This window comes from Microcoleus sp. Pol10D4 (genome assembly GCF_036701555.1).
GTDB lineage: Bacteria > Cyanobacteriota > Cyanobacteriia > Cyanobacteriales > Microcoleaceae > Microcoleus.
Map to the genome: position 1 here is coordinate 57,258 of NZ_JAUBRA010000023.1, position 22,631 is coordinate 79,888.

Annotated in this window: 20 protein-coding genes and 1 pseudogene; 4 read left to right on the forward strand and 17 right to left on the reverse strand. The window is 45.1% G+C overall.

The window, feature by feature from the left end; translation table 11 throughout:
* Nucleotides 1-57 precede the first annotated feature (57 nt).
* From QUA36_RS14025 to QUA36_RS14040, 4 genes are all read right to left on the reverse strand, one after another.
* The gene (locus QUA36_RS14025; protein WP_333365646.1) at nt 58-258 is read right to left on the reverse strand and encodes a hypothetical protein; all 201 of its coding nucleotides are present in this window, start codon (nt 256-258) and stop codon (nt 58-60) included.
* 33 nt (nt 259-291) lie between these two features.
* A complete protein-coding gene (locus tag QUA36_RS14030) occupies nt 292-858 on the reverse strand; it encodes a TerD family protein (protein ID WP_445299880.1) in 567 nt (188 codons plus the stop codon).
* 227 nt (nt 859-1,085) lie between these two features.
* Complete coding sequence (locus QUA36_RS14035) at nt 1,086-1,511, reverse strand: DUF4359 domain-containing protein (RefSeq protein WP_333365652.1); 426 nt, start codon at nt 1,509-1,511, stop codon at nt 1,086-1,088.
* A 260-nt stretch (nt 1,512-1,771) separates the two neighbouring features.
* Complete coding sequence (locus QUA36_RS14040) at nt 1,772-2,737, reverse strand: M48 family metallopeptidase (RefSeq protein ID WP_333365655.1); 966 nt, start codon at nt 2,735-2,737, stop codon at nt 1,772-1,774.
* 226 nt (nt 2,738-2,963) lie between these two features.
* Between QUA36_RS14040 and QUA36_RS14045 the strand changes: the two genes are divergently transcribed.
* From QUA36_RS14045 to QUA36_RS14055, 3 genes are read left to right on the forward strand one after another with little or no spacing between them, the layout of a single operon-like run.
* On the forward strand, nt 2,964-3,515 hold the full coding sequence (locus QUA36_RS14045; RefSeq protein WP_333166191.1) for an acireductone dioxygenase: 552 nt from the start codon (nt 2,964-2,966) through the stop codon (nt 3,513-3,515).
* A gap of 2 nt (nt 3,516-3,517) precedes the next feature.
* Nucleotides 3,518-3,934 carry a XisH family protein gene (locus QUA36_RS14050; protein ID WP_333458097.1) on the forward strand — a complete coding sequence of 139 codons (417 nt, stop codon included), beginning with the start codon at nt 3,518-3,520 and terminating at the stop codon, nt 3,932-3,934.
* Nucleotides 3,922-4,260 (forward strand): XisI protein, encoded by a 339-nt coding sequence (locus QUA36_RS14055; RefSeq protein WP_333458099.1) that lies wholly within the window; start codon nt 3,922-3,924, stop codon nt 4,258-4,260. Before QUA36_RS14050 ends, QUA36_RS14055 begins: the two co-directional genes overlap by 13 nt.
* Before the next feature lie 7 nt (nt 4,261-4,267).
* On the opposite strand, the gene QUA36_RS14060 is transcribed toward QUA36_RS14055, so the two are convergent.
* Complete coding sequence (locus tag QUA36_RS14060; RefSeq protein WP_333458101.1) at nt 4,268-5,887, reverse strand: NAD(P)/FAD-dependent oxidoreductase; 1,620 nt, start codon at nt 5,885-5,887, stop codon at nt 4,268-4,270.
* Nucleotides 5,888-6,072: 185 nt separating this feature from the next.
* On the opposite strand from QUA36_RS14060, the gene QUA36_RS14065 reads away from it, so the two are divergent.
* Complete coding sequence (locus QUA36_RS14065) at nt 6,073-6,678, forward strand: chorismate lyase (protein WP_333458102.1); 606 nt, start codon at nt 6,073-6,075, stop codon at nt 6,676-6,678.
* A gap of 158 nt (nt 6,679-6,836) precedes the next feature.
* On the opposite strand, the gene QUA36_RS14070 is transcribed toward QUA36_RS14065, so the two are convergent.
* The 12 genes and pseudogenes from QUA36_RS14070 to QUA36_RS14125 all read right to left on the reverse strand — a co-directional run bounded on the left by QUA36_RS14070 (nt 6,837) and on the right by QUA36_RS14125 (nt 22,032).
* Nucleotides 6,837-8,138 carry a cytochrome P450 gene (locus tag QUA36_RS14070; RefSeq protein ID WP_333458103.1) on the reverse strand — a complete coding sequence of 434 codons (1,302 nt, stop codon included), beginning with the start codon at nt 8,136-8,138 and terminating at the stop codon, nt 6,837-6,839.
* A 201-nt stretch (nt 8,139-8,339) separates the two neighbouring features.
* The gene (locus tag QUA36_RS14075) at nt 8,340-11,777 is read right to left on the reverse strand and encodes a PAS domain S-box protein (protein WP_333458105.1); all 3,438 of its coding nucleotides are present in this window, start codon (nt 11,775-11,777) and stop codon (nt 8,340-8,342) included.
* 643 nt (nt 11,778-12,420) lie between these two features.
* Nucleotides 12,421-14,454: an ABC transporter ATP-binding protein gene (locus tag QUA36_RS14080; protein ID WP_333458107.1), complete on the reverse strand. Its 2,034-nt coding sequence runs from the start codon at nt 14,452-14,454 to the stop codon at nt 12,421-12,423.
* A gap of 219 nt (nt 14,455-14,673) precedes the next feature.
* A complete protein-coding gene (locus QUA36_RS14085; protein WP_333229961.1) occupies nt 14,674-15,186 on the reverse strand; it encodes a hypothetical protein in 513 nt (170 codons plus the stop codon).
* A gap of 331 nt (nt 15,187-15,517) precedes the next feature.
* Nucleotides 15,518-15,784: a hypothetical protein gene (locus QUA36_RS14090; protein ID WP_333458109.1), complete on the reverse strand. Its 267-nt coding sequence runs from the start codon at nt 15,782-15,784 to the stop codon at nt 15,518-15,520.
* A gap of 243 nt (nt 15,785-16,027) precedes the next feature.
* Nucleotides 16,028-16,165, reverse strand: a pseudogene (locus QUA36_RS14095) (DUF3574 domain-containing protein); the annotation flags it as partial.
* A gap of 12 nt (nt 16,166-16,177) precedes the next feature.
* Nucleotides 16,178-16,321 carry a hypothetical protein gene (locus tag QUA36_RS14100; protein WP_333458111.1) on the reverse strand — a complete coding sequence of 48 codons (144 nt, stop codon included), beginning with the start codon at nt 16,319-16,321 and terminating at the stop codon, nt 16,178-16,180.
* Nucleotides 16,322-16,696: 375 nt separating this feature from the next.
* Nucleotides 16,697-17,044 (reverse strand): hypothetical protein, encoded by a 348-nt coding sequence (locus QUA36_RS14105; protein ID WP_333450635.1) that lies wholly within the window; start codon nt 17,042-17,044, stop codon nt 16,697-16,699.
* Between the two features lie 333 nt (nt 17,045-17,377).
* A complete protein-coding gene (locus QUA36_RS14110; protein ID WP_333458113.1) occupies nt 17,378-18,460 on the reverse strand; it encodes an ABC transporter ATP-binding protein in 1,083 nt (360 codons plus the stop codon).
* A gap of 209 nt (nt 18,461-18,669) precedes the next feature.
* On the reverse strand, nt 18,670-19,533 hold the full coding sequence (locus QUA36_RS14115; protein ID WP_333458115.1) for a carbohydrate ABC transporter permease: 864 nt from the start codon (nt 19,531-19,533) through the stop codon (nt 18,670-18,672).
* Nucleotides 19,534-19,631: 98 nt separating this feature from the next.
* Entirely contained in the window at nt 19,632-20,525 is an 894-nt protein-coding gene (locus QUA36_RS14120; RefSeq protein WP_333458117.1) for a sugar ABC transporter permease, read from the reverse strand.
* A gap of 190 nt (nt 20,526-20,715) precedes the next feature.
* Nucleotides 20,716-22,032 (reverse strand): ABC transporter substrate-binding protein, encoded by a 1,317-nt coding sequence (locus QUA36_RS14125; protein WP_333450641.1) that lies wholly within the window; start codon nt 22,030-22,032, stop codon nt 20,716-20,718.
* Nucleotides 22,033-22,631 lie beyond the last annotated feature (599 nt).

The window sequence follows — 22,631 nt, forward strand, 5'->3', positions numbered from 1 at the left end:
TTAAAAATATCTGCTGCCTGTATCTGAATTTATTGAGATTTACTTACAGAGAATTACCTAAGTGAAAACCGGGCTTGATTCCCAAGCGGTTTCTACAATTGAACTTAATTTGACATTGGTTTGGAGCATTTTCAGGACTAGGTAACAAGGTAACAAATTTACTAAAATCTCCAGACGAGACTGTTCCGCTTCCGGTTCTTGCTTCACCTCCAACTCCCCAGCCGGAAACTGCAAATAATCGGCAGTTCCCGCTGCCAAGTCGTGAGTAATGGGAGCAATATTATTACGATTTTAGCTGCAATACTTGTCAACAAAACTCTGCAATCCTGCCTGATATCCTGCTCCTACCGCCTGAAATCTCCACTCTCCATTCTTTCTATACAAACGACCAAATTCTACAGCAGTCTCTCGCGAAAAATTCTCTTTTAATTCATAGCGAACAAGTTCGTTTTCTGTATCCAAATTGTAAATCTTGATAAAAGCATTTTTTATATGGCTAAAATTTGCATTAATCTTTTCTGCTTCGTGAATAGTGACAACAAAAGTTATTTCCTCAATTTCAGGATTAAGTCTTTTTAAGATAACGCCGTAAATCGTTTTATTCTCTTGACTTCGGTTGCTTTTATCCCGAATCAATTGCAGTACCGAACTGTCACCGGATTGCAGATTATTGTAAAAGATAAAATATTTATCGTTAGGTATTTTGCCGTCAGCACCTAGCATAAAGGCAGAGACATCTATCTCGTAGCTTTGTCCTGCCTCTGTCACCTGCCAACCGAGGGCGATCGCCATTTTTTTCAAACCGGGCGCTTCTTTAGATATATTAAATCTCTCACCCTTACTTAATTGCATTACCATCTGCTTATTTGTTAAACATCAAACTTTATAGCGTTCATGTTAATATTAAGTGAGACAATTACTTTTGTTCTTTAAGAAAACTTAATATTTTGTCTCTAATAGCGGGTCTCATTAAAAATATGTGCTGCCGCTCTCCGAATTTATTGAGATTTACTCATAGAGAATTACCTAAGCAAAAACCGGGCTTTCTACAAAACCCGGTTTCAACAATTGAACTTAGTTTGACTCTAATTTTGAACATTTTCTGAACTAGGTGGCAAGGTCACAAAATTCCCAAAAGCTCCAACCGTTTGATAGCTTTTTTTCCCTAATTCAGTTGTGTAAATACTGACAACACCATAATTTTGACGCTGCGTTGTATTGTCTAGCAAGCTTTCGATCGTGCCCCGCTGCGAAGTCAGCAAATTCTTGCAACTGCCGATCAAAGTATCTGTAATGCCGCCCAAAGCTTTCGGCACGCGAGAATCTTTGCACACAGTGCTTTCCAACTCGTTTTCGAGTACGCCGGAAGCATAAGTTAGGTATTGATCTCTCGCAGGATTCGTAAATGCCATGCCGGCGGCTAGAAGAGTCAGAGCCATCGCGACTTTTCCCACATTGCCGAAAAAATTAGAAGTTGACTTGTTAGTATTCATTGCGTTATCAATATTCATTTTTTTTTAGCCCCGTTGATTTATAAGCTTCTCTTGATTTAAACTACACCTCTTCAGAAACCGATTTCCGAAAGGAGGGGACAGTTTTTAGATTGGAGGCCAGTTGCGAGTAAGTCTCTCACTGGTTTACCTTCCTTTTACGTTTCCCCCTCCCTCAAATCCGGTAAATCTTCAACAAAACATTTAGCTGGTTTTAGCTGGTTTAGCTGGTTCCCAGGCAAAGCGTGGGGACGAGGAGCCTGGAAACGAGGAATTTAAACTTAGTTTCGCTTTGATTTTTGCCGATCGATCTCCCGCTGCAACTCTTCAATCTGACGGCGCAAAGCCTCCGTCTCACTGTTAGGCGTTTGCGACTTCACATCAACCGCACCCTCAGCTACAGCCCGCTTGTAGTTCCCTAGCTTAATTTGGCGGTATTCCTCGGAACTGGCCCAGTCTCGCAAATACCGCAGGCGTTCCACCGGGAAAGGGTGACTCAGCATCACGCCCTGACCACCGTTGTAAAGTAAAAATTTATACACTTGGTTGAGATTGTCTCGATCGAGCTCTTGATAGTTGTCAGACTGGCGGATAAATTCTTGCAAACTGCATTGGTCAGCATATTTACTGCTAACTCCCGCCAGTTGCATCATCGTCTTCATCACACTGTTCAAGTCATCCGTTACCAACAAAGCCGCCCGGTCTGCCGACAATTCAGCCTTGCGCCGCCACTCGTAAAAAGCGAAAATTAAACCGCTACCGACCATATTTCCCAGCCCGAAAGTCATCTCGCCAATTGTCGATGCGACGCTCATCGCCCACATCGCCATTTGATTTAAAGTTGGATGACCGCATTTAATGTGTCCCAACTCGTGAGCCAAGACTACCCGCAGTTCCGCCTCGTCCAACAAGTCTAAAAGACCAGTGTTTAATACTACATAAGGTTGGTTTTTTCCCAGGGCATAGCTGTTAACTGAGGGATTCTGAGAAACAAACAAACCCGGTTCTGGAAAAACATCTAAAGCCTGCACGCACTCCCGAAATATATGATAAATGCTGGCATATTGGCGTGGCCCGACTTGAATGCTATTTCCCATTAGGTAAACGAATTGCGGTCGTTCGTAGACAAATTCTACAAATTTGCTGGCAATTAAGTCAAATCCAGGCACGCTGCGTAACGCTTCCTCAGCTTGGCGATCGAGGGGATGCTGAAATGCTTCGCTAGAAATTCCCGTATAAGTAGGCATAGTTGTTGCAAAAGTTACATTCAAGATATCAGGATTGCCGATCGCTGCTGGTGCTAGCTGGCGCCTAACTTATAATATTATCGCGACAAATATTCAACTGTTGTGGAATAGGGCGGAAAGCCTGTTCAAATTAGCGTTAAAATTGTGATTCTGGTACAGGCGCGATCGACAAACATCTTTCAAAGTGCCTGTGTATCCCCTCACCCAAAAATTGGAACGTGCAAAAATGGCTATCCTGCAACTCGAAAACGGTACAACCTACACTCAACAAAGCGACATTACCCGAGAACTCGCTTCCTTAAACATTCAACTCAACCGCTGGCCCGTGGGTGACAGCCCTGAAATTCAAAATTTGTTAGCTAAAGATGCTCTTGACGACAATCAAAAAGAGCAAGTGTTACAAGCCCTCGACGGCTACTTTCAACAGTTGTCCGAAAGTGCAGGCTATCAGGATCGCGACTTAATCGTACTGCATCCAGACATCCCCAACATCGACACCATGTTGTCCAAATTCAACAAGTGCCACATCCACGTCGATGATGAAGTCCGCTATATCGTAGCAGGCGAGGGCATTTTCGGCTTTGTGCGGCCCGACGGCAGCCAAGTCGAACTCACTGTGCAGCCGGAAGAATTTATCAACGTGCCGGCGAATACAGAACACTGGTTTTATTTGACAGCAGCCCGGAAAATTAAAGCGGTGCGCTATTTTATCACCAAAGAAGGCTGGACGCCGGAGTATACCGATACGGAAATTCGATCGCGTTTAGCTGCTGTTTAAATATGCCAGCTAAAGATAAGTTTCATGAACTCGTCAAGATTGCCCTCCAAAATCAGGATTGGACAATTACTCATGATCCTTATCATATCGATCTGGGATTTGTTGATTTTTATATCGATCTGGGTGCAGAACCGTTATTAGCAGCTACAAAGGATAATGAAAAAATTGCGGTTGAAATCAAAACGTTTTTGGCACCATCGACGATTTCAGAATTTCATACCGCAGTGGGACAATTTATTAACTATCGGATTGCATTAGAATATGACGATCCAGAGAGAACTCTCTACTTGGCAGTTCCCTTAGATGTTTACACTAGATTTTTCAACTACTCATTTATTCAAAGGGTGATTGAACGCAATCAAATTCCGCTTTTAGTTTACGATACAGAAAAAGAGGAGATTTCTCAATGGATAAAGTAAGTTTGTATCGTCAATATATTCAGGAGTTGCTAACTGAACGATCCCAGCGACGATCGCCTAACGATCCAGTTTCCAGCGAGACGATTTTCGATCGGGTAAGCGATCGCTATCAACTTGTAAATGTGGGTTGGAAAAACGGTAGCACTCGGATTTATGGCTGTGTGATTCATGTAGATATTAAAGATGGGAAAATTTGGGTGCAGCATGACGGGACTGAAGAAGCGATCGCCGATCAGTTAGTAGCACGAGGCGTCCCATCCCAGGAAATTGTGCTAGCCTATCACGCACCTCATGTCCGACAATACACCGAATTTGCAGTTGGTTGATCCAGCCTCAAATTTTGTGGTTTGAAGATCGCAAAATACTCAAAGCAACCGCCTCCGCCACCTTAATCCCATCAATCCCCGCCGACAGGATTCCACCCGCATATCCTGCACCTTCCCCAGCAGGATAAAGGCCTTCTGTATTCAAACTCTGATAATCTTCCTTGCGTTTAATCCGAATTGGTGAAGAAGTGCGCGTTTCCACCCCAGTCAAAACCGCATCATCCATCGCAAATCCTTTAATCTGTTTATCAAAAGCCGGAAGTGCTTCGCGGATGGCTGCGATCGCATAATCTGGCAAACTTTCGCTCAAATCAGTCATCACAACTCCCGGCGTATAAGACGGCTGCACAGCGCCTAGTGCCGTGGAAGGGCGATTCGCCAAAAAATCACCCACAAGCTGCCCAGGGGCGTTGTAAGTGCCACCTCCTAGCTCAAATGCCCGTTCTTCTAGACGACGCTGAAACTCAATTCCTGCTAAGGGATGACCGGGATAATCCTCCGGCGTGATACCCACCACAATCCCGCTGTTAGCATTGCGTTCATTGCGAGAATATTGACTCATCCCATTAGTAACAAGTCGCCCCGGTTCTGACGCAGCCGCCACTACCAAACCACCGGGACACATACAGAAACTATACACAGAACGATTGTTTTGGCAATGGTGAACCAGTTTGTAATCGGCGGCACCCAAAAGCTTATGGCCCGCGCGATCGCCAAAACGACAGCGATCGATGATAGTCTGCGGATGTTCCACCCGAAAACCAATAGAAAAAGGTTTAGCCTCGATGTAAACCCCGCGCGAAAACAACATTTCAAAAGTATCGCGGGCGCTGTGTCCCACCGCCAGAACTATATAATTACTAGCAATATATTCTCCGCTGGCGAGGGTAAGTCCCTGCACTTTTCCATTTTCGATCTGGATATCTTCCACACGACTTTGAAACCGAATTTCTCCACCTAATGCTTCTATTTGGGCGCGTAGGCTTTGGACAATTCCCACCAGTTTGAAGGTGCCAATATGCGGTTTATTAATATATAAAATTTCCGGTGAAGCTCCTGCATTCACAAGTTCCGTCAACACCTTCCGTCCATAATGTTGAGGATCTTTAACTTGGCTGTAGAGCTTGCCATCGGAAAAAGTACCCGCACCACCTTCGCCAAACTGGGCGTTAGATTCTGGATTGAATTCTGCTTTTTTCTTCCAAAATCCAAACGTGTCAACCGTGCGATCGCGCACTGCTTTTCCGCGTTCTAAAAGGATGGGGCGAAACCCCATTTGTGCCAGCATTAGACCTGCAAACATACCGCACGGCCCTGTACCAATCACAATGGGGCGAATCGTCAAATTGCTGGGGGCTTTGGCTACATAGCGATAACTCGTGTCTGGTGTCACCATTACATGAGGATCTTTTTTGAAGCGTTGAAGAAGTTGCTTTTCCTGTGTCGTTTCTACATCCACAATATAGACAAGGAGAATTTCTGCTTTTTTACGAGCATCGTAGCTGCGCTTGAAGATGGAATAGCCGAGCAATTCTTCGGGGGGAATTTGCAGCTTTTTGAGAATGGCGCTGGCGATCGCATCTTGAGGATGATCTAGGGGGAGTTTTATTTCTGTTATTCGTAACATATAGTGGAAGGAAGAAGGAAGAAGGAAAGAGGAAGAAGAAAGAATAAAAATCCCGAACAGAAGTATTATAACTATTTAACCGGAGCTCCTACGGGCGATCGTCCTCGGTCGATCAATTTTTAATTTTTGAGTGGATAATTGAAGAAGCGTTATAATAAACAAAAAATTAAGTTTTGTAAAGACCCTTGACTGCAACATTCACACCCAAAAACAGCCGCACCTGGCACGCTCTCAACCCCCTGTGGGAAGGAGCCGAAGACGCAGTACAGAAGGGTTTGCCCCACGCCAAGCTCGCACCGGCGTGGCAAATACTGCTCCTGGGTGACGGTTCTCCCACCCGTCACCTGCAACTGCTGACAGGGGAACCCACAGAAGTTGATGTCATCGATATGTCTTTAGTGGGTGAAGACGCAGACGGCGCGCCCCAGCAAATTGTCGCCGTTCCGGGGCCGCGCCTGCGCCGCCAAGTGTGGCTGCGGACAGCTTCGGGACAGCGCCTGGCCTATGCTACTTCTTGGTGGGAAGCGAGCCACGTAGATGAATATTTACAAAATAAATCTTTGCCAATTTGGGCTAGTTTAGCGAGGCTGCGGACAGAATTGTATCGCGATGTGCAGGGCATTTATTGCGGTGATTCCGTGGCTTTGGAGTCAGCTTTTGAACAGTCGGGGCCTTTTTGGGGGCGACACTATTTGTTTTGGCATCACGGCAAGCCACTGACGCTGATTTATGAGGTTTTTTCTCCTTATTTAACTAAGTATTTGGGGCCGATGCAATTGGATGTTGATTGAGACTGAGATCTTGCACCATTATCAATCAGGCTTTCAGGGCGGGCTAGAAGCCCAACCCCTACCCCCCACAATAAAATTCATCTCTTGTGGAACAGGCCGGAAAGCCTGTTCTCAAGAAGAAGAGGAAAATAAGGAGGGTGTAAAACTGAAGCTTCTACTTATTTCATAGTTGTTCGACGAAATTTCACTCGCAAACCGTCGCGGGGATGCGGAGTCGGTACTCTGATTAAATCCAAATCTTGATCAGGTAAAAGCTCCCATTCAAACTCCCGAACAATCTTTGCCGCAAACAACTTCATCTCTAACCGGGCAAATTCTTTGCCCAAACATTCTCGCAAACCTCCACCAAATGGCACGTAGCTGAAAGGTTTAGCCGATCGATCCGAGTTAAATCGATCGGGGTCGAATCGATCGGGTTCGGGATAAACTGCACTATCCTGATGCGTCTGATTGATTTGATAAAGTACCATCCAACCCTTGGGAATTTCGTAGCCGCCGAACTCGCAAGCATTAATTACCTGCCGAAAGCCGCCTCCCACCGGTGGAACCAACCGCAGCACTTCTCGCAGCACCTGTTCTAAATAAGTCATTTGTTTGAGTTGTTCCAAGGTTAGCGGTTCAGTTGCGGGGAACTGCTGCTGTTCGGCCCGCACTTTTGCCATCACATCGGGATGTTGAGCTAGGAGAAGACAAAAAGAGGCGATCGCCGAAGTTAAAGTTTCGTGTCCCGCAAACAGCAGCAACAGCACTTGATCTTTTAACTCATCCAAACTCAAACTATTTCCCTCGTCATCGCGAGCCGAAATCAGCAAACTCAAAGCATCCTTGCCACTAGGGGTTCCTTGCTGGCGATTGAGAATAATCTTTTCAAGTTCTGCCAACAGCAGCTTTCGGCACTTTTTCGCCTTGCCAAACAGACTCCAAGGCACATCTAAAGGAATCGAAAATAAACCATTGCACCACGTTTCAAAATAATGTCCTAGCGCGGTTTCCGAACCATTATCAATCCCTACTAACAACTTACCCGCCACATCAAAAGTATAATTTCTCAGTTCGGGATACCAAGTCAGCGTTTCCATTTTGGCCCATTTTTCCAAATAGCACTGAGTGATATTTTCCATCCCGCCGATGTAGCCGGCTAAAGCTCGCGGCTGAAATGCTTGGTACAGCAACTTGCGGCGATTTTGGTGGTTAGCACCCGTTTGGAGCGACAAAGAAAGCGGCCCTAAAAGCGCTTTGGTGCTGGGAGGCCAAGTCACAGCAAAATATTGGTTGTCATTGCTTAAAACAAACAAATTAGCCTCTTGGCCACACATAAACACGGTAGGCTGTCCGAAAATGCGGGTTTTGAAAATATTTCCGTACTGCTGCTGGCGTTTTTTGGCGAATTGGGCATCTTGCAAAAAGTTGAGGGTATCGCCAATTAGGGGTAAACCGAAACTGCCGGGAGGTAATGCCATTTGAGATTTGAGATTTGAGATGTTAGATTTTTAATATCATATCAATTTTAGTTGGAGGGCTGGCAATACGCACCAGACAAATTTATGGAAAAATAACTTTTCTCTGTTTGTAGCCTGTCGGGTGCGTCATTCTTAAGGTTAGTACAAAAAAATATGGTTTTTCCAACTGATGCACCTTAGTATTTTCGTCGAAAAATAAATTTACTTGTCTGTCCTTTTAATCGGAATCTCGATTATAAATTCAGTGCCTTTCCCCACCACCGAGAAACACTTAATTTCACCTTTATGTTTTTCTACAATAATTGAATGGGAAATCGCTAAACCCATCCCCGTTCCTGAACCGACCCGTTTGGTAGTATAGAAGGGGTCAAATATCCGTTGCTTGACTTGATCGGTAATACCTGCACCGTTATCAGCAATTTTAATCACAGCGAGAGTACCTTCTACCTCTGTACTAATGCGGATAATTCCCGGATTTTCGAGCGGTTCTTGTAACACGTCAATAGCGTTAGCAATAATATTCATAAACACCTGATTCAATAGTCCGGCGTAGCACTCCACCAGTGGCAATTTTCCGTATTCTTTAACGATTTGAATTGCTGGGCGATGGTACTCCGTAGCCGCTACATTAACGGGCTGAACTTTCAGACGGTGTTCTAAAATCATCAATGTGCTGTCGATGCCTTCGTGAATGTTAACCTTTTTCATGTCAGATTCATCGAGGCGAGAGAAATTTCGCAAACTCCGCACGATATTCCGGATGCGAGTAGCTCCCACCTGCATAGAAGACAGCATTTTCGGCAAGTCGTCTAGCACAAAATCCAGCTCTAAAACTTCTATTTCCTCCTGAATCGCTGGAGAAGGTTCCGGGTATTCATCTCGATACATTTGCAGCAGTTTCATCAGGTTTCTGGCGTATTCTTCTGTGTAGGTAAGATTGCCGAAGATAAAGCTGACCGGGTTATTGATTTCGTGGGCAATTCCTGCTACCATCTGACCGAGACTCGACATTTTTTCTGCCTGCACGAGCTGAGTTTGAGCTTGCTGGAGTTCGCACAGAGTTACTTCGAGTTTGGCAGCTTGTTCTTGCGCTATCCGGGCTGAATCGACGCTTTGAGTGTAGAGTTCGGATTGACTGATGGCGATCGCCAATTGATCGCCAATTGCCTCCATTAACTCCACTTCCTCTTTTGTCCACTTACGAACCTCCCTGCAAGAAACGCAGCTAACAACACCAGTTAAACCTCCGGCACTTTTAATCGGCAAATCCAAGACAGACTTGTAACCCACCTGCAAAAAGAATTCCCTTTCTACTGGATTGCTGAAAGTTGCAACATCATCTATTTGATAAACTTCCAACTTAGCGATTTTTTGCGGCAGCGTACCCGTTATGTCAGCAGGGTAATAACCCAAAAGCGAGAACAAATCATCATTTTTAGATTCGTGGACGACATCCCAAGCAGGTGGCGAAGCGTCGGGCAAATACCAGATAAACACACAGCGATCGACTTGCAGCAAGTCGCGAATCTGCTGCACAGTTGTTGCCAAAATAGTATCTAAATCTAGAGATTCGCGGATATTGCTAGCTAGCTGGTTCAGTAGCGCTTCCTGCTCCGCTAATTTCCGGAATCTTGCTTCCGACTTTTGCAACTGTCTTTGAGATTCTTTTTGTTTTGTAACGTCCAAACCCAAACCTATTAAGCCGATAGCGTTTCCAAAATCATCTTTGACCTTAGTTTTAATTGTCTCCAAATAATATTCTTTACCATCAGCAAGCTGCATCACTTCTTCAGTATAACAGGGAATATCTTGGCTCCACGCTTGCGTGTCAGATTCCATGCACGTAGCAGATGCTTCTAATCCCAAAACTTCGGAATAGTGAGATGCTGCTAAAAATCTTGATTCAGGTATAGCCACATCTTCGCAGAAAGTTTTGTTAATTAATAACATCCGCCCGCTAGCATTTGTCAGCCATACCCAGATCGGAGCGTTGTCAATAATTGCCCTCAAAGTTTGCTGTTGTCTGGCGAGAGCTTCTTCTGTTTGTTTGCGCTTAATTCCCAGGGCGATCGTATCGGCACTTGACGCCAAAGCAATCAGCATTGATTCGTTCAACTCCTGGCGAGCAAACATTGCTATTACTCCCAGCAACTGATTGTCAACAATTAGCGGATATCCAGCAAAAGCCACCATTCCTTCTCGTGAGGCCCATTTTTTGTCCTGGATTCGGGGATCTTCTTTTACAGAATTAGTGATGTGAGGTTGTCGCTCCAGGGCGATTAAACCAATCTTGAACTCGCCGACAGCAATGCGGCTGTGAGCGCCGTCAATATGAGTATATATCCCCGCGCTTGCTTGCAGTTGCAATACACTTCCGTTTTCATTCAATGTCCAAATCCGAGCAAAGGCAACATCCAAATGGCGCACAACTGCATCGGCGCAATATTGCAAAGTTGTACGCAAACCCTGGTTTTGAGTTAGAACAATTCCCACATCTGCTGTGAATAAAGAAAGTTTCAATTGTTCTGCTAAAGCTTGTTCTGCTATTTTGCGCTCTGTAATGTCCGTAGCAGCACCGAGACGCTGCTGAATTTTTCCCTCCTTTGTTCTGCTAAATACAATATTCCGGCTGACTAACCAGTGCCAACAATTATGTTTGTCGCGTACCCGATATTCGTACTCAATAACTTCGCCGTCGGGAGCATTTTCTAATTGCTTAAAATAGCCGGGAAATTTAGCTAAGTCGTCAGGGTGGATGATGGTGGGCAGCAGATTGCTGCCCATGTTTTCAACTTCTGCGCTCGTATAGCCGAGGATGTCACTGATTTCGCGGTTGCTGTAGACATTTCGCTGCTCGCTTTCATCGTAAACAAAGAGAAGATTCGGACTGGTATTGGCAATTCGCTCAACAAAACGCTGACTCTCTTGCAGCGCTGCTTCTGCTTGTTCTTGAGCGGAAATGTCGCGGCCGACACCATAGATCAATTCTTCCTCGCAAAAACGGGTAGCAGTCCAGGCTATCCACTTGTAAGAGCCGTTTCGACAGCGCCAGCGGTTTTCAAACCCAACGGTATTATTCCCCGCAGCAAAACTTTCAGCTTCTTTTAAAGTAGTTTCGCGATCGTCTGGATGCACGAATTCAATGAAGAGTTGGCCAATCATATCTCCTGGGGAATAGCCGAGGATTTTTTCTGCTGCTGGGTTGATGAGTGTTATATAACCGTCAAAGCTAAGGACGCACAGCAGATCTAGCGAGAGGTTGAAAAAGCGATCGCCCCCGTTGGGTTCGCTGGATGGGCGATCGTTTTGGGCTGCGACAGCAGAAGCTTTTGAGCGCCCCGATACCGCCAAAAACACAATATTTGCTATTACCAAAAATCCCAGGGCGACTTGGCGGGCATAGAAATTATCGCCGCTGCCAGCTACGAGCCACCCATTTAACACCAGCAGTACAATTATCAAAATTGAGAATAAACTGCCAGGGGCGATCGTCGCTACGCTAATTTTTTTTTCATACTCCTTGCTGCCTTCTGCCTTTTCTATTCTGGTGACTGCTGCCGTAATTTTTGTCCACAACACTTGCATTAAGTTCGAGAATTTAGTGCTTTTTGATTCTTCGATACGAACAGAAGATTTCATTTTTTTACTCTTGATCCCGTTTTACTTTTGATGAGCCAAAATTACAAGAATAAAGATGTTTAAATATTGTAAAACTTTCCTAGCTTGCGAAATCTAGCCTTTTAAACTTTGCGTAAATCTACGCAACCCTACCAGATAATTAAGTGTATTTACGGAATTAGGGAGCAATCTCTTTTTAGCTGGGGTGGGCATTTTCTACTTTTTCCGGCTCATAGAGAGAGTTTATCTATAATACTACGCTACTTATTGTTGTTAGTCATTGGACATTTAGCCTAATTTAGGTAGTCCTGAACGCAGAACCTAATTATGTACGCTGCACATGAAGCTCCTTACCGCGTTATAGTAGTGTGTTATACCACTTTTTGCGTCCAGGAATGACCGCGTTGGATGTACGAAAATACTGCGTGGATATCACTGGCTGTGGGTTAAACAGCCCGGAATATTAGTCAAGTTCAAACAGGTTGAATTTGAGCATAACTTATGAAGTTAAAATAAATATAAACTGCTGATTTGTGACGATAAAAGGAAAAAAATCTTCGTAGCAGTTTTTCCTTGCACGAGATGTCCGCACGTAATGGCTAATTAGTAATTGGTAATTGGTAACAGGCAATTGGTACTTGATGCGAGTTAAAAACACTAGATATCAATTTTGTTCTGATTCATCCGCAGGCGATGGGGGCCAAGCAGCTTGGCGACCTAGTTGCTGTTGGCGAATTCGCTCCAAATTCCCCGCAGGAATAGAAGCTATGAGTTGCCGCGTGTAAGCTTGCTGCGGTTGGCGGTAAATGCGCTCAGCAGTGCCAATTTCCTCGATTTTACCTTTGTTCATGACGATCGCGCGATCGCTCATAAACTTGACCACGCTCAAATCGTGAGAAATAAAAATATAAGTCAGCCCAAACTCTGTCTGCAACTCCTTCAGCAAATTTAAAACTTGCGCCTGAACCGACACATCTAATGCCGAAACCGACTCGTCGCAAATAATAAACTTAGGATTCAAAGCCAAAGCTCTAGCAATACAAATTCTCTGCCGCTGTCCGCCCGAAAACTCGTGAGGGTAGCGCCGCATAAAATCGGGATTTAAACCCACTCTATCCAACAAATAAGCAGCCCGATCGCGCTGTTCTTTCTGGTTCTTACCAAAGCGGTGAATCACCATCGGTTCCATCACCGCATCCCCAACATTTAGGCGCGGATCGAGAGAACTAAAAGGGTCTTGAAAAATAATTTGCATATCGCGCCGCAGCCACCGCAATTTGCGATCGTAGTCTTTTTTCATCCGATAATTAGCCATCCACTGCGATGCCGAGCTACTTCTCGTAGGAGGCGTAATTTCTTGACCTTCAAAAAACACTTTACCGCTGGCTGTCGGAATTAATTGCAGCAAAGCTCTCGCCAAAGTAGATTTGCCGCAGCCCGACTCGCCCACCAAACCCAAAGTCTCGCCCGGGTAAACCTCAAAAGAAATATCGTTGACCGCCATAAAAAAGCGTTTAGTTTCGCCAAACATCCCCTGAACTGGAAAACCGACGCGCAAGTTATTAACAGCTAGCAAAGGCTCGGAAATATGCGGCAGCCGAGGCGGTTTTCCTGTTGCAAAAGCGGGATTTCCCCCGCTGTTGTCGCCGTCTAAATCGGCATTTTTCTCGACAATTACTAATTCGCCGCTAGCATTTGTGGTGACATCCATAAAATCGGAAACTGTCGGCAAGCGACGCCTTTGCCGATCGAGAGTTGGGCGGCAAGCTAATAAACCTTTTGTGTAAGGATGTTGGGGATTGCTGAAAATTTGTTCGATCGCACCGCACTCAACAATCTTACCTCGGTACATCACCGCCACCGTATCGCCAATTTCAGCAATGACGCCCAAATCATGGGTAATAAAAATCATTGCCATGCCCCTAGAGTCCCGCAACTCCCGCAGCAAAGCTAAGATTGTTGCCTGCACGGTTACGTCCAAAGCCGTGGTAGGTTCATCAGCAATTAATAAAGTTGGATTGCAAGAAATGGCCATTGCAATCATCACGCGCTGGATTTGACCGCCTGAAAGTTCGTGGGGATAGCGATCGAGCATAGCTTGTTTTTGGCCGTTGACGAGCTGCATCAAATCGCGATCGTCCTCCATACCTGCTTGATTCCCCGCAGCAGCCCGGGAATGCTCTTGCCGCAAAGCCAAACACCGCTGCCTGATCTCATCGTCGCCCGGTAGCAGCTTCACCTCTTGCAGCAGAGAAGCAGCTTGGCGTCGCGCTTCTGTCTGCGACACCTGTTGGTGCAAACAAATGGCTTCTGTGAGTTGAAATCCGATCGTATAAACGGGATTTAGCGAACTCATCGGCTCTTGAAAAATTGTCGCAATCTGGCTGCCCCGGTATGTTTGTTTTTCCCTGTCCGGCATTTCCAGCAGATTCACAGGCCCATTGCTAACGCCGTCTTTTCTCGGAGAAAACCAAATTTCGCCATCGATTTTCGTTGACGAACTCGACAGCAAACCCATAACAGCCAGGGATGTTACCGATTTTCCAGACCCCGACTCTCCCACGATGCCCAGAGTTTGCCCTCGCTTGACCTCAAAGGAAATGCCGTCAACCGCTTTGACGGTTGCAGACGCATCGCCTGCGTCCGCAGATTGAAATTGAACCCGCAGGTTGCGAACTTCTAGGACGGTTTCACTCATGGAAGTCTATGGCAGTTAAATGGAGATTAAGTGGATTGTAGCAGGGCCTGTTGAAGGCAGAAGGCACGGGGAAGATTTTAAGGTTGCTTTGCATAACAGATGGCCAAAGCTAACATTCCTCGCAACGCTTCGCTGTGGGTGAGTTTTGAATTTTAAATTGTTTATAACTTAAAACTCAAAACTCAGAACTACTGGAGTGCCTTCTGCCTGCAATTTTCCTTAAAAACCGATGACTTGAGTGTCAGCAGGCAGTGCAGTGGCCTCGGAAACCTTTTTAAACACGGTTGCCTGCTCGTTTAAGGAATTAGGTCTGGCCTGTCCGGGATTAGTGCCTTGCAACTGAAGGCGCATTTGACCTTCGGGAGTCAACTCAAAAACAGTCTCAACGGTTTCTGTGCTGCTGAGGCCGACATCAATGTGCATCGGCTTTTCACCGAGATTAACTTTGTACCTCATTTCTTTGGCGCGGGCGGCTCCGTCGGGGCCTTTAGCCATGAGAAACAATTTGCCTTCTGGGGCAAAGACGAAGGTGAAAGACTGACCGGAGGGGACTGTGCCTTGCCATTGGCCTAGGAGTTGCTGGTCGAGGCTGCTAGCGGCCGGGGCTGCTGTTTCTTGGGCAATTGTTGGTGTTGCTGCGGATGCTGGGCCGAGTGAGGCGTTGAAGCTAATGAGGATGCCCAAGCAAAGGCTACCTGCGATCGCTTTACCAATCATTTTTGAATTAGACATGAGACCGATCTAAAAATTGGTTATTTGTTTTGTACACTGTAGCGGTAAAACCGTACTTTGTTTAGTTTAAATCTCTTTGATGGATAGATATAGGTTGCGGTTCCAACCTGCAACGCAGTTGTCATCCCCCGACTAAAGCTTTTCCTGAGCTTGTTGAAGCGTCACGGGGCTTTCAGTTTTTGTTTATTGTAAAATCCAATACAAACTCGGCTTAAGCTGAACAGTTCGCTGTTCTGAGTAGATTGTTCTTCACTCAAAACAGCTAATTGACTATTGCGTTCGATCGCACCCCCAGATAGTTGGGCAAATCGCTCGCATTAATAGTCTTTCATTAATTTTTTTCAGGATCAGGTTCGACTTGTTCTTTCGGAGATTCCGGCGCGGGTTCCTGTGGATTTCGAGCTCGTTTCATGCGCTCCAATGACTCTGCGTAAGACCAAGCCACGTTAACAAGAAAAGCTTTCGCCATGGCGGACAAATTTTGTGCATCTTCGGTTTCAGGCGCTTCAGCTTTTTGGTTGCCATCGTTTATCATGTTTTTGTTTTCTCCTGGGCAGGTTTTTCTAGCGATTTTTTGCAATCTGCGATCGATACCCACAAATTATGATTTTTCTTGCACCTGCACCCTACTTATCTTTGAGGATATGACCTTGATTACCACGAATAATATCATAAATACGCTGATTCGATGACCGCATCAGAAAGAAACCTTAACTTCGCTGGTAGCCCGCAGCACTGACTATTGCAGGAAAGTGCGCTTGTAAGTTACGATATCTTTATGAATAACTTGATTTTTTTCATGACTACTTTCATAAATTAAAATAACTCTTTTAGAGTTTTCTCAAATCCGAATTCCCGAGCTGTTTAGAAAGTGCCCGGAGCCGTCTAATACGGTTAGCCATTCCCGAAAATGAGGGGTAATAACTGCCTTGACTAACTCCTGCCATTCTGATTGAGAAATTGTCTCGCCTCCCGGTTTTGTTAAGCCAAACTACAGTTCATCTTTAAGGAGATTTGTTTGCTTGGCATTAGTATCCGAAGTTTCGGGAAGTTGAGCGTGGGCAATTGTCGCATGACAAACAGGCAGGATGAACAGCAGGCCAGTTAAGCAAAGACTGTTAAGATATTTATTCATCAGGAATTACGGGAAAATTCTATATTGTGGGCCGTTGTTGCTAGCGTACCCTTGAACTGCTGATTGAGAATACTGCAATATCTCAGTTTTAACCACCGAGTCTGATTAACGGTTTTTTAATCGGAATTTGATTTAATTTAACATAAAAGACTTCCAACTCAAAAACCCAGTTTGTCAGGTGAAACTGGGTTTTTGAACATCTGTTCTAGTTTATTTATGCTCGCCTACTTGATTGCGTCTGCCGTATTAAGTAGCTCAACTTATTTAAACGTCAAACTTTTCAGGTGTTCAGAAACCTGGAAGGGCGAGCACTCTTGGCTGCGCCCCGAAAGCAATCAGGTTTCTCAAAGTGTTATATTTTTTTAGGTGGAGCTACTAATCCTTTAATTCGCGGATACTTCTCTTAGCAGTGTCTTGGTACATCTCCCCCATTTCTTTCACGGCTGCTCCTGCCTCTTGCCCAATCTTCTGAGCTCGTTCGCCGGGAGAGTCTGAGGTTTCGCGAGCTTCTTGCCTCCATTCCCGCGTTGTTTGGGGTCTTTCAGGATTGTTTAGCTCAGAGTTTGAGCTTGCTTGCGTGCCAAAACCTTTGTTAGTGCGTCCCGAATCAACAGTGGTTGTCAGCACCAGAAAACCGACTAGGACAACACTCAAAAAACTCTTGATTTGAAAGCCCTTAAGCAGGGAACTGATGCGAGCAATGGCTGTGGAAATCAAATTCATCTCAGTAATACTCCCTAAGTTGATTGGTGATAATTTTCAACATTTTTTCATCTAATTGACTCGCTCCAAAATTAGCAGCTAATGCGAGGGAAAGCCAACTTAGCTTTAACTTGCGATTAACCACCTAAATAGAGTTATAGGTTAGCGATAAAATCTGGTAAACACGCAACCTATGTGTCAGCCAATTAGCTTTTTTACACATGAATATCACGTTAACAGCAGCCAAATAGTTATACCTCTAACTAAAGTCATAACTTAGTTAGAAGCAAAAAACATATTTTTATACACATGGTTAGACAATTTTTAATCAAGCATGGTATGCAGGGCAAATTCTTATTGCAAGCGATCGCCCGTTTTCACGTCAAACCAGTGCAGCAACTGAGGCGGAAAAACCAGCTCTACAATTTCTGAGTTCCAGTGGCCGTCATTTGGCAGCAAAGCCCGCACCGTTACTGACTCCAAACCTTTAACTCGGACGCTAACTAAATTTTGCATCCCCAAGTTTTCCACTAAAAAAACCTCACCTTTAATTGCCTCTGGGGCCGACATATTGCCGGCCTCTACATCTGTAAAGCCGACGTGTTCCGGGCGAATTCCTAACACAATTTCTGGCGGCACAGTCGGCATATCTGGTAGTCGAACTCGAAAATCGCCCAAAATCGCAAAATTTCCCTGGCATTTAAGCACGAGCAAATTCATTTGCGGGCTGCCCACAAAACCAGCTACAAACTGATTTGCCGGACGAGTATAAATTAAGTGTGGCGGGTCTAGTTGCTGCACGTTGCCGCTGTTGAGAACTGCGACTTTCGTAGAAAGGGTCATTGCTTCGGTTTGGTCGTGAGTTACGTACACTACAGGAGCTTTTTGGGAGGAAAATAATTGTTTGAGTTCGGCCCTAACTTTTTCCCGTAATAATGCGTCGAGATTGCTCAAAGGTTCGTCGAGCAAAAATACTTCCGGTTGGCGCACTAAAGCGCGGCCGAGGGCGACTCGCTGCCGCTGTCCGCCTGATAGTTTTCCGGGTTTGCGATCGATTAATTCCGTCAATCCGAGGGATGTGGCAACTTCCGTCACTAACCGATTGATTTCACCGGAGGAGATTTTGCGAAGTTTGAGGCTCGATGCCATATTCTCGTATACTGTCATGTGCGGATACAGCGCGTAACTTTGAAAAACCATTGCAATATCGCGATCGCCCGGTCTGAGATAAGTGACATTGCGATCGCCAATTCTAATCTCGCCCCTAGTTGGCTGTTCCAACCCTGCAATTAACCGCAGCGTCGTAGATTTTCCACACCCCGACGGCCCCAGCAAGGTCAGAAATTCTCCTTCGCTGACATCCAAACTAATGTCTTTTACGGGAACTACTTTAGGGCTGTAGGTTTTATTGAGGTTTTTGAGTTGCAATTTTGCCATGATTTTTAAAGTGTTGACTGTTGACGGTTGACTGTTGACTGTTGACTGTTGACTGTTGACTGTTGACTGTTGACTGTTGACTGTTGACTGTTGACTGTTGATTGTTGACTGTTGACTGTTGACTGTTGACTGTGTTGTTTGACTCGTTCCCAGCCAGAGCCCAGGAACCAGTTCAATCTAAAATCTAAAATCTAAAATTTAAAATCGATTTATCCTTTTACCGCCCCGGCTGTTAAACCCTGAACAATGCGCCGCTGGAACACCAAAACCAGCAAAACCAAGGGCAAAGTTCCCAAAACGGTAGCTGCGGCGATCGGCCCGTAAGGAATCTCAAATACTGACACCCCGCTGAGTTGGGCAGTTGCGACGGGGATAGTTTTTAAAGATTCGCGAGTCATAAATGTTAGTGCAAAAATAAACTCGTTCCAAGCTGAAATAAATGTTAAAATTCCAGTTGTGACTAAGGCTGGAAATGTCATCGGTAGGACGATTTGCCACAGCATTTGAAAAGTGTTGTATCCGTCAACTTTAGCGGCATCTTCCAAATCTTTTGGCAATTGTTGAAAGAAACTCCGCATCACCAAAATTGTCAGCGGCAAATTGATCGCGGTGTAAGGAATAATTAATGCTAAATAATTATTGCCTAAATCCAAAGCTTTGACAATTTCCAGCAGTCCCAAAAATAGCAGCACCGCCGGAAATAGCGTTACAATGGTCACACTTGCCAGGATGATTTTCTCGCTCCACAGCCGCAACCGGGCTAAAGCGTAAGCTGCGGGAGCGCCTACTGCTAAACACAGCAATGTTGAAGTAATGGAAACAAAAGCGCTATTTAAAATGTAAAGTGCAAAGGGGCGGCGCTGGAATAGGGACAGGTAATGCTCGAAAGTAATTCGTTTGGGAATGTAGACGTTCGGAATCGCTGAAATATCCGCATTTACTTTGAAAGATGTTAACACTTGCCAGATAATGGGTGCGAGAAAATATGCGACGATTAATATCGCCGAGATTGGCAAGATTAATTGCCGGATGTTAAAGGCTTTTTTCGTGGGTTGTTCGCGGGCGATCGACATAATTTATACCAATGAAAGGAAAAAATCAAACCGTTCAGCAATCTAAAATCTACAATCTACAATCCTCAAATCTAAAATCTAAAATCTAAAATCTAAAATCAATTGATGCGGGCTCTCGATAACAGGTAAGCGGCGATCGCAACTGCTGCCACTAACATCAAAAAAGTACACACCACCAAAGCCGCCCCATACCCAAAGTCTAAATACCTCATTACCGTGCTGTAAATGTAGATAGAAACCGTCTCCGTTGCCCCCGCCGGCCCCCCTCCCGTCATCACCTGAATTAAGTCAAAAATGCCGAAAGCTTGGGCAAATCGAAACAGCACAGCAATCACAATTTGCGGCATCAGCAGGGGCACGGTAACTTGACGGAAACTCTGCCAGCTACTCGCGCCGTCAATGGCGTGGGCTTCGTATAAATCACCGGGAATCGATTGCAATCCCGCTAGCAAAAGCAAGCTGACAAACGGCGTAGTTTTCCACACATCTGCTGTAATCACTGCCATCATTGCCAAAGTCGGAGCGCCCAGCCAGCTAATGCTATTTTGAATCAATCCTAATCGCCTCAAAATGTCGTTAATAACGCCGTATTGGTCGTTAAAAATCCACGCCCAAGCTACTCCCATCAATGCCGTCGGCAGCGCCCAAGGTAGCAGGGAGATTGTGCGAACAATGCCGCGTCCTGCGAAGGATTGATTTAAGACTAAAGCAATGCCCATGCCGAGAATTAATTCCAGTAAAACAGAGGCGACAGTAAATACTGTGGTGTTGCCTAAAGTTTGCCAGAAACGCCCGTCACCTAACATTCGACTGTAGTTAGCAAAACCGGAAAAAACGAGTTTTAATTCTGTACCGAGGTTTTGGGTGAATAAACTCAGCCAAAAAGCGCGCAATATTGGGTAAGCAAATACTAGCATCAGAATTATCAAAGCTGGTGCTACTAATATCCACCCGGTTTTTTGTTCGCGCTGTCGCATCTTGTCTAATTGCATATTGTTCAGCTTTTATTTATTTTTGGGCGGGCAAGATGCCCATCCCACAATTGAATTAACTTTTTGTGGAACAGGCAAGATGCCTGTTGGGGCGGACAAGATGCCCAACCCCTACTCCCCACAATATAAAAATTCACTCTTTGTGGAACAGGCCGGAAAGCCTGTTTCTGACAGAGGCAAGATGTCAAATTTACGAAGCTTGGGGTTGTTTCAAACTGCCTAATAAATTGCGAGTTTCGCTAGCTGCTGCTTTCATTGCTTGTTCTGCACTCATTCTCCCGGTAAAAGCTGAACTCAAATAACGCTGCAAAATATCAGAAGCTTGAGCGTATTGTGCTATGGGCGGGCGCAACGCTGGGCGTTCCACTACTTTTAGCAGTTGCGGGTAGTGGGGATATTTGGCGACTATTTCTTTGTTGGTAAATAGGGATTTGTAACTTGGAATTAAACCAGTTTCTAAAATAAATTTGCGCTGGGTTTCCTCGCTGGTAAGATACTGAATTGCTTTCCAGGCTTGTTCTGGATGTTTTGAGGTTTTGGCAATTCCCCAGCCCCAGCCGCCCAAGCAGGAACCGCCTGTTTCACCCGTACTGCTGAGCATTGGCTCGATCGCAATTTTGCCTCTAACATTCGATCCTTCGGCATTTGCCAGCTTCCAAACATAGGGCCAGTTTCGTAAAAATAGCGCTTTGCCGTTTTGAAACAACAGCCTGGTTTCTTCTTCGCCGTAGGTGGTGACACCCGGAGGAGAAATGCCGGAGGCGATCGTATTTTTGAGAAATTCCACTGCTTTAATTGCCTCCGGTTTATCTAACCCAACTTCAAAAGTTTGCGGGTTTGCCCAGAAGCCACCGAAACCGGAGAGCACTTCGACAAACATCGCAGAGACTCCCTCGTATTGTTTGCCTTGCCACAGATAACCCCAAGTTGCTTTTCCCTGTTTTTGTAAGTTTTGAGAGATTTTTACCATCTCTTCAAAGGTTTTCGGGGCTGGAATTTTCGCTTGTTCTAAAATGTCTTTGCGGTAATAAAGCATTCCGGCATCGGAAGCGTGGGGAATGCGGTAAAGTTTGCCCCGATACCGCCCGCCTTCGACGTTACCTTGGATGAATTTGGAAAGTTGTTCGGGGGGAATTTTGTCTGTCAAATCCCTTACCCAACCTGCGGCTGCAAATTTGGGAACCCAGACAATATCCATGTTGATGATGTCGTAGGGCGATTCGCCTAAAAGAAAGGCAGATGTGTAAAGATTTTCTATGAGGTTGGTGTCAAAAGGCCCTTCTATGAGGTTGATGCGAATGTCGGGGTTTTTCTGTTCAAATTCTTTGACAAAGGGTCTCCAGTTAACAATGTCTTGGCCTTGCATTAACATGGTGAGCACGACTGGCTGTTGAGTCAGTGCCGGCAGAATAAATAAAAGCAAGACGGCGGTTAATGTGGCAGCGAATAACGCTAAAAGACGGGGACGCTTCTGGCTTCGTTGCTGCGGGGAGTTTATTTTTTGCATTTGTTTTTGAGAAATGGCGGTGCGATCGCCTTATTTCTCTCATAACTCGCTTTCTTTTGTTTCGCTGCATTTAGCGAGTTTGTGCAATAAAAGTTTAAGTAAACTTTAGCTTACTTAATAATGCTTGAGTGCAGAATGCAAATTTTGATTTAAGTAGGTCGAAGGGGAGTTAAGTAGACATCTATCTATAGAGAGATATTGAGACAATTGTCTAAGCTAGCAGTTGTCAATCGGATGCAATAAAGTATGAGCACGGCAAGGTCGTGTCATGGGCCGGATATCTGTAATTCACTCAATTGAAAACGGCTATACCAATTTAAAAAAGTCTTGCTACCATCATCAAATTTATACCAATTATTAAAATTCGGAGAGTCCCGCGCCCGACTTAGGCTTGGTCTAAGTGCCTACAGATGCTGGCATCCCATCTATATTTATCCCTACTTTTAAGAATGGGTATAACTTTTTTTGCTCGCCCGCTCCACAAGCTATTCTGCTATAAAACGTCGGTTTCTAAGTAAGTCCTAAATACAAAAAACACCGCTCCTCAAAACAGGAGAACGGTGTATAGGGGGTGTTATGGGTTGTTGTCTGGCATTAAC

Excerpts from the sequence above, each read along its gene's own strand:
- QUA36_RS14030 (WP_445299880.1), bottom strand. The coding sequence starts at position 858 with ATGGTAATGCAATTAAGTAAGGGTGAGAGATTTAATATATCTAAAGAA.
- QUA36_RS14035 (WP_333365652.1), bottom strand. The coding sequence starts at position 1,511 with ATGAATATTGATAACGCAATGAATACTAACAAGTCAACTTCTAATTTT.
- QUA36_RS14040 (WP_333365655.1), bottom strand. The coding sequence starts at position 2,737 with ATGCCTACTTATACGGGAATTTCTAGCGAAGCATTTCAGCATCCCCTC.
- QUA36_RS14045 (WP_333166191.1), top strand. The coding sequence starts at position 2,964 with ATGGCTATCCTGCAACTCGAAAACGGTACAACCTACACTCAACAAAGC.
- QUA36_RS14050 (WP_333458097.1), top strand. The coding sequence starts at position 3,518 with ATGCCAGCTAAAGATAAGTTTCATGAACTCGTCAAGATTGCCCTCCAA.
- QUA36_RS14055 (WP_333458099.1), top strand. The coding sequence starts at position 3,922 with ATGGATAAAGTAAGTTTGTATCGTCAATATATTCAGGAGTTGCTAACT.
- QUA36_RS14060 (WP_333458101.1), bottom strand. The coding sequence starts at position 5,887 with ATGTTACGAATAACAGAAATAAAACTCCCCCTAGATCATCCTCAAGAT.
- QUA36_RS14070 (WP_333458103.1), bottom strand. The coding sequence starts at position 8,138 with ATGGCATTACCTCCCGGCAGTTTCGGTTTACCCCTAATTGGCGATACC.
- QUA36_RS14075 (WP_333458105.1), bottom strand. The coding sequence starts at position 11,777 with ATGAAATCTTCTGTTCGTATCGAAGAATCAAAAAGCACTAAATTCTCG.
- QUA36_RS14080 (WP_333458107.1), bottom strand. The coding sequence starts at position 14,454 with ATGAGTGAAACCGTCCTAGAAGTTCGCAACCTGCGGGTTCAATTTCAA.
- QUA36_RS14085 (WP_333229961.1), bottom strand. The coding sequence starts at position 15,186 with ATGTCTAATTCAAAAATGATTGGTAAAGCGATCGCAGGTAGCCTTTGC.
- QUA36_RS14100 (WP_333458111.1), bottom strand. The coding sequence starts at position 16,321 with ATGAATAAATATCTTAACAGTCTTTGCTTAACTGGCCTGCTGTTCATC.
- QUA36_RS14105 (WP_333450635.1), bottom strand. The coding sequence starts at position 17,044 with ATGAATTTGATTTCCACAGCCATTGCTCGCATCAGTTCCCTGCTTAAG.
- QUA36_RS14110 (WP_333458113.1), bottom strand. The coding sequence starts at position 18,460 with ATGGCAAAATTGCAACTCAAAAACCTCAATAAAACCTACAGCCCTAAA.
- QUA36_RS14115 (WP_333458115.1), bottom strand. The coding sequence starts at position 19,533 with ATGTCGATCGCCCGCGAACAACCCACGAAAAAAGCCTTTAACATCCGG.
- QUA36_RS14120 (WP_333458117.1), bottom strand. The coding sequence starts at position 20,525 with ATGCAATTAGACAAGATGCGACAGCGCGAACAAAAAACCGGGTGGATA.
- QUA36_RS14125 (WP_333450641.1), bottom strand. The coding sequence starts at position 22,032 with ATGCAAAAAATAAACTCCCCGCAGCAACGAAGCCAGAAGCGTCCCCGT.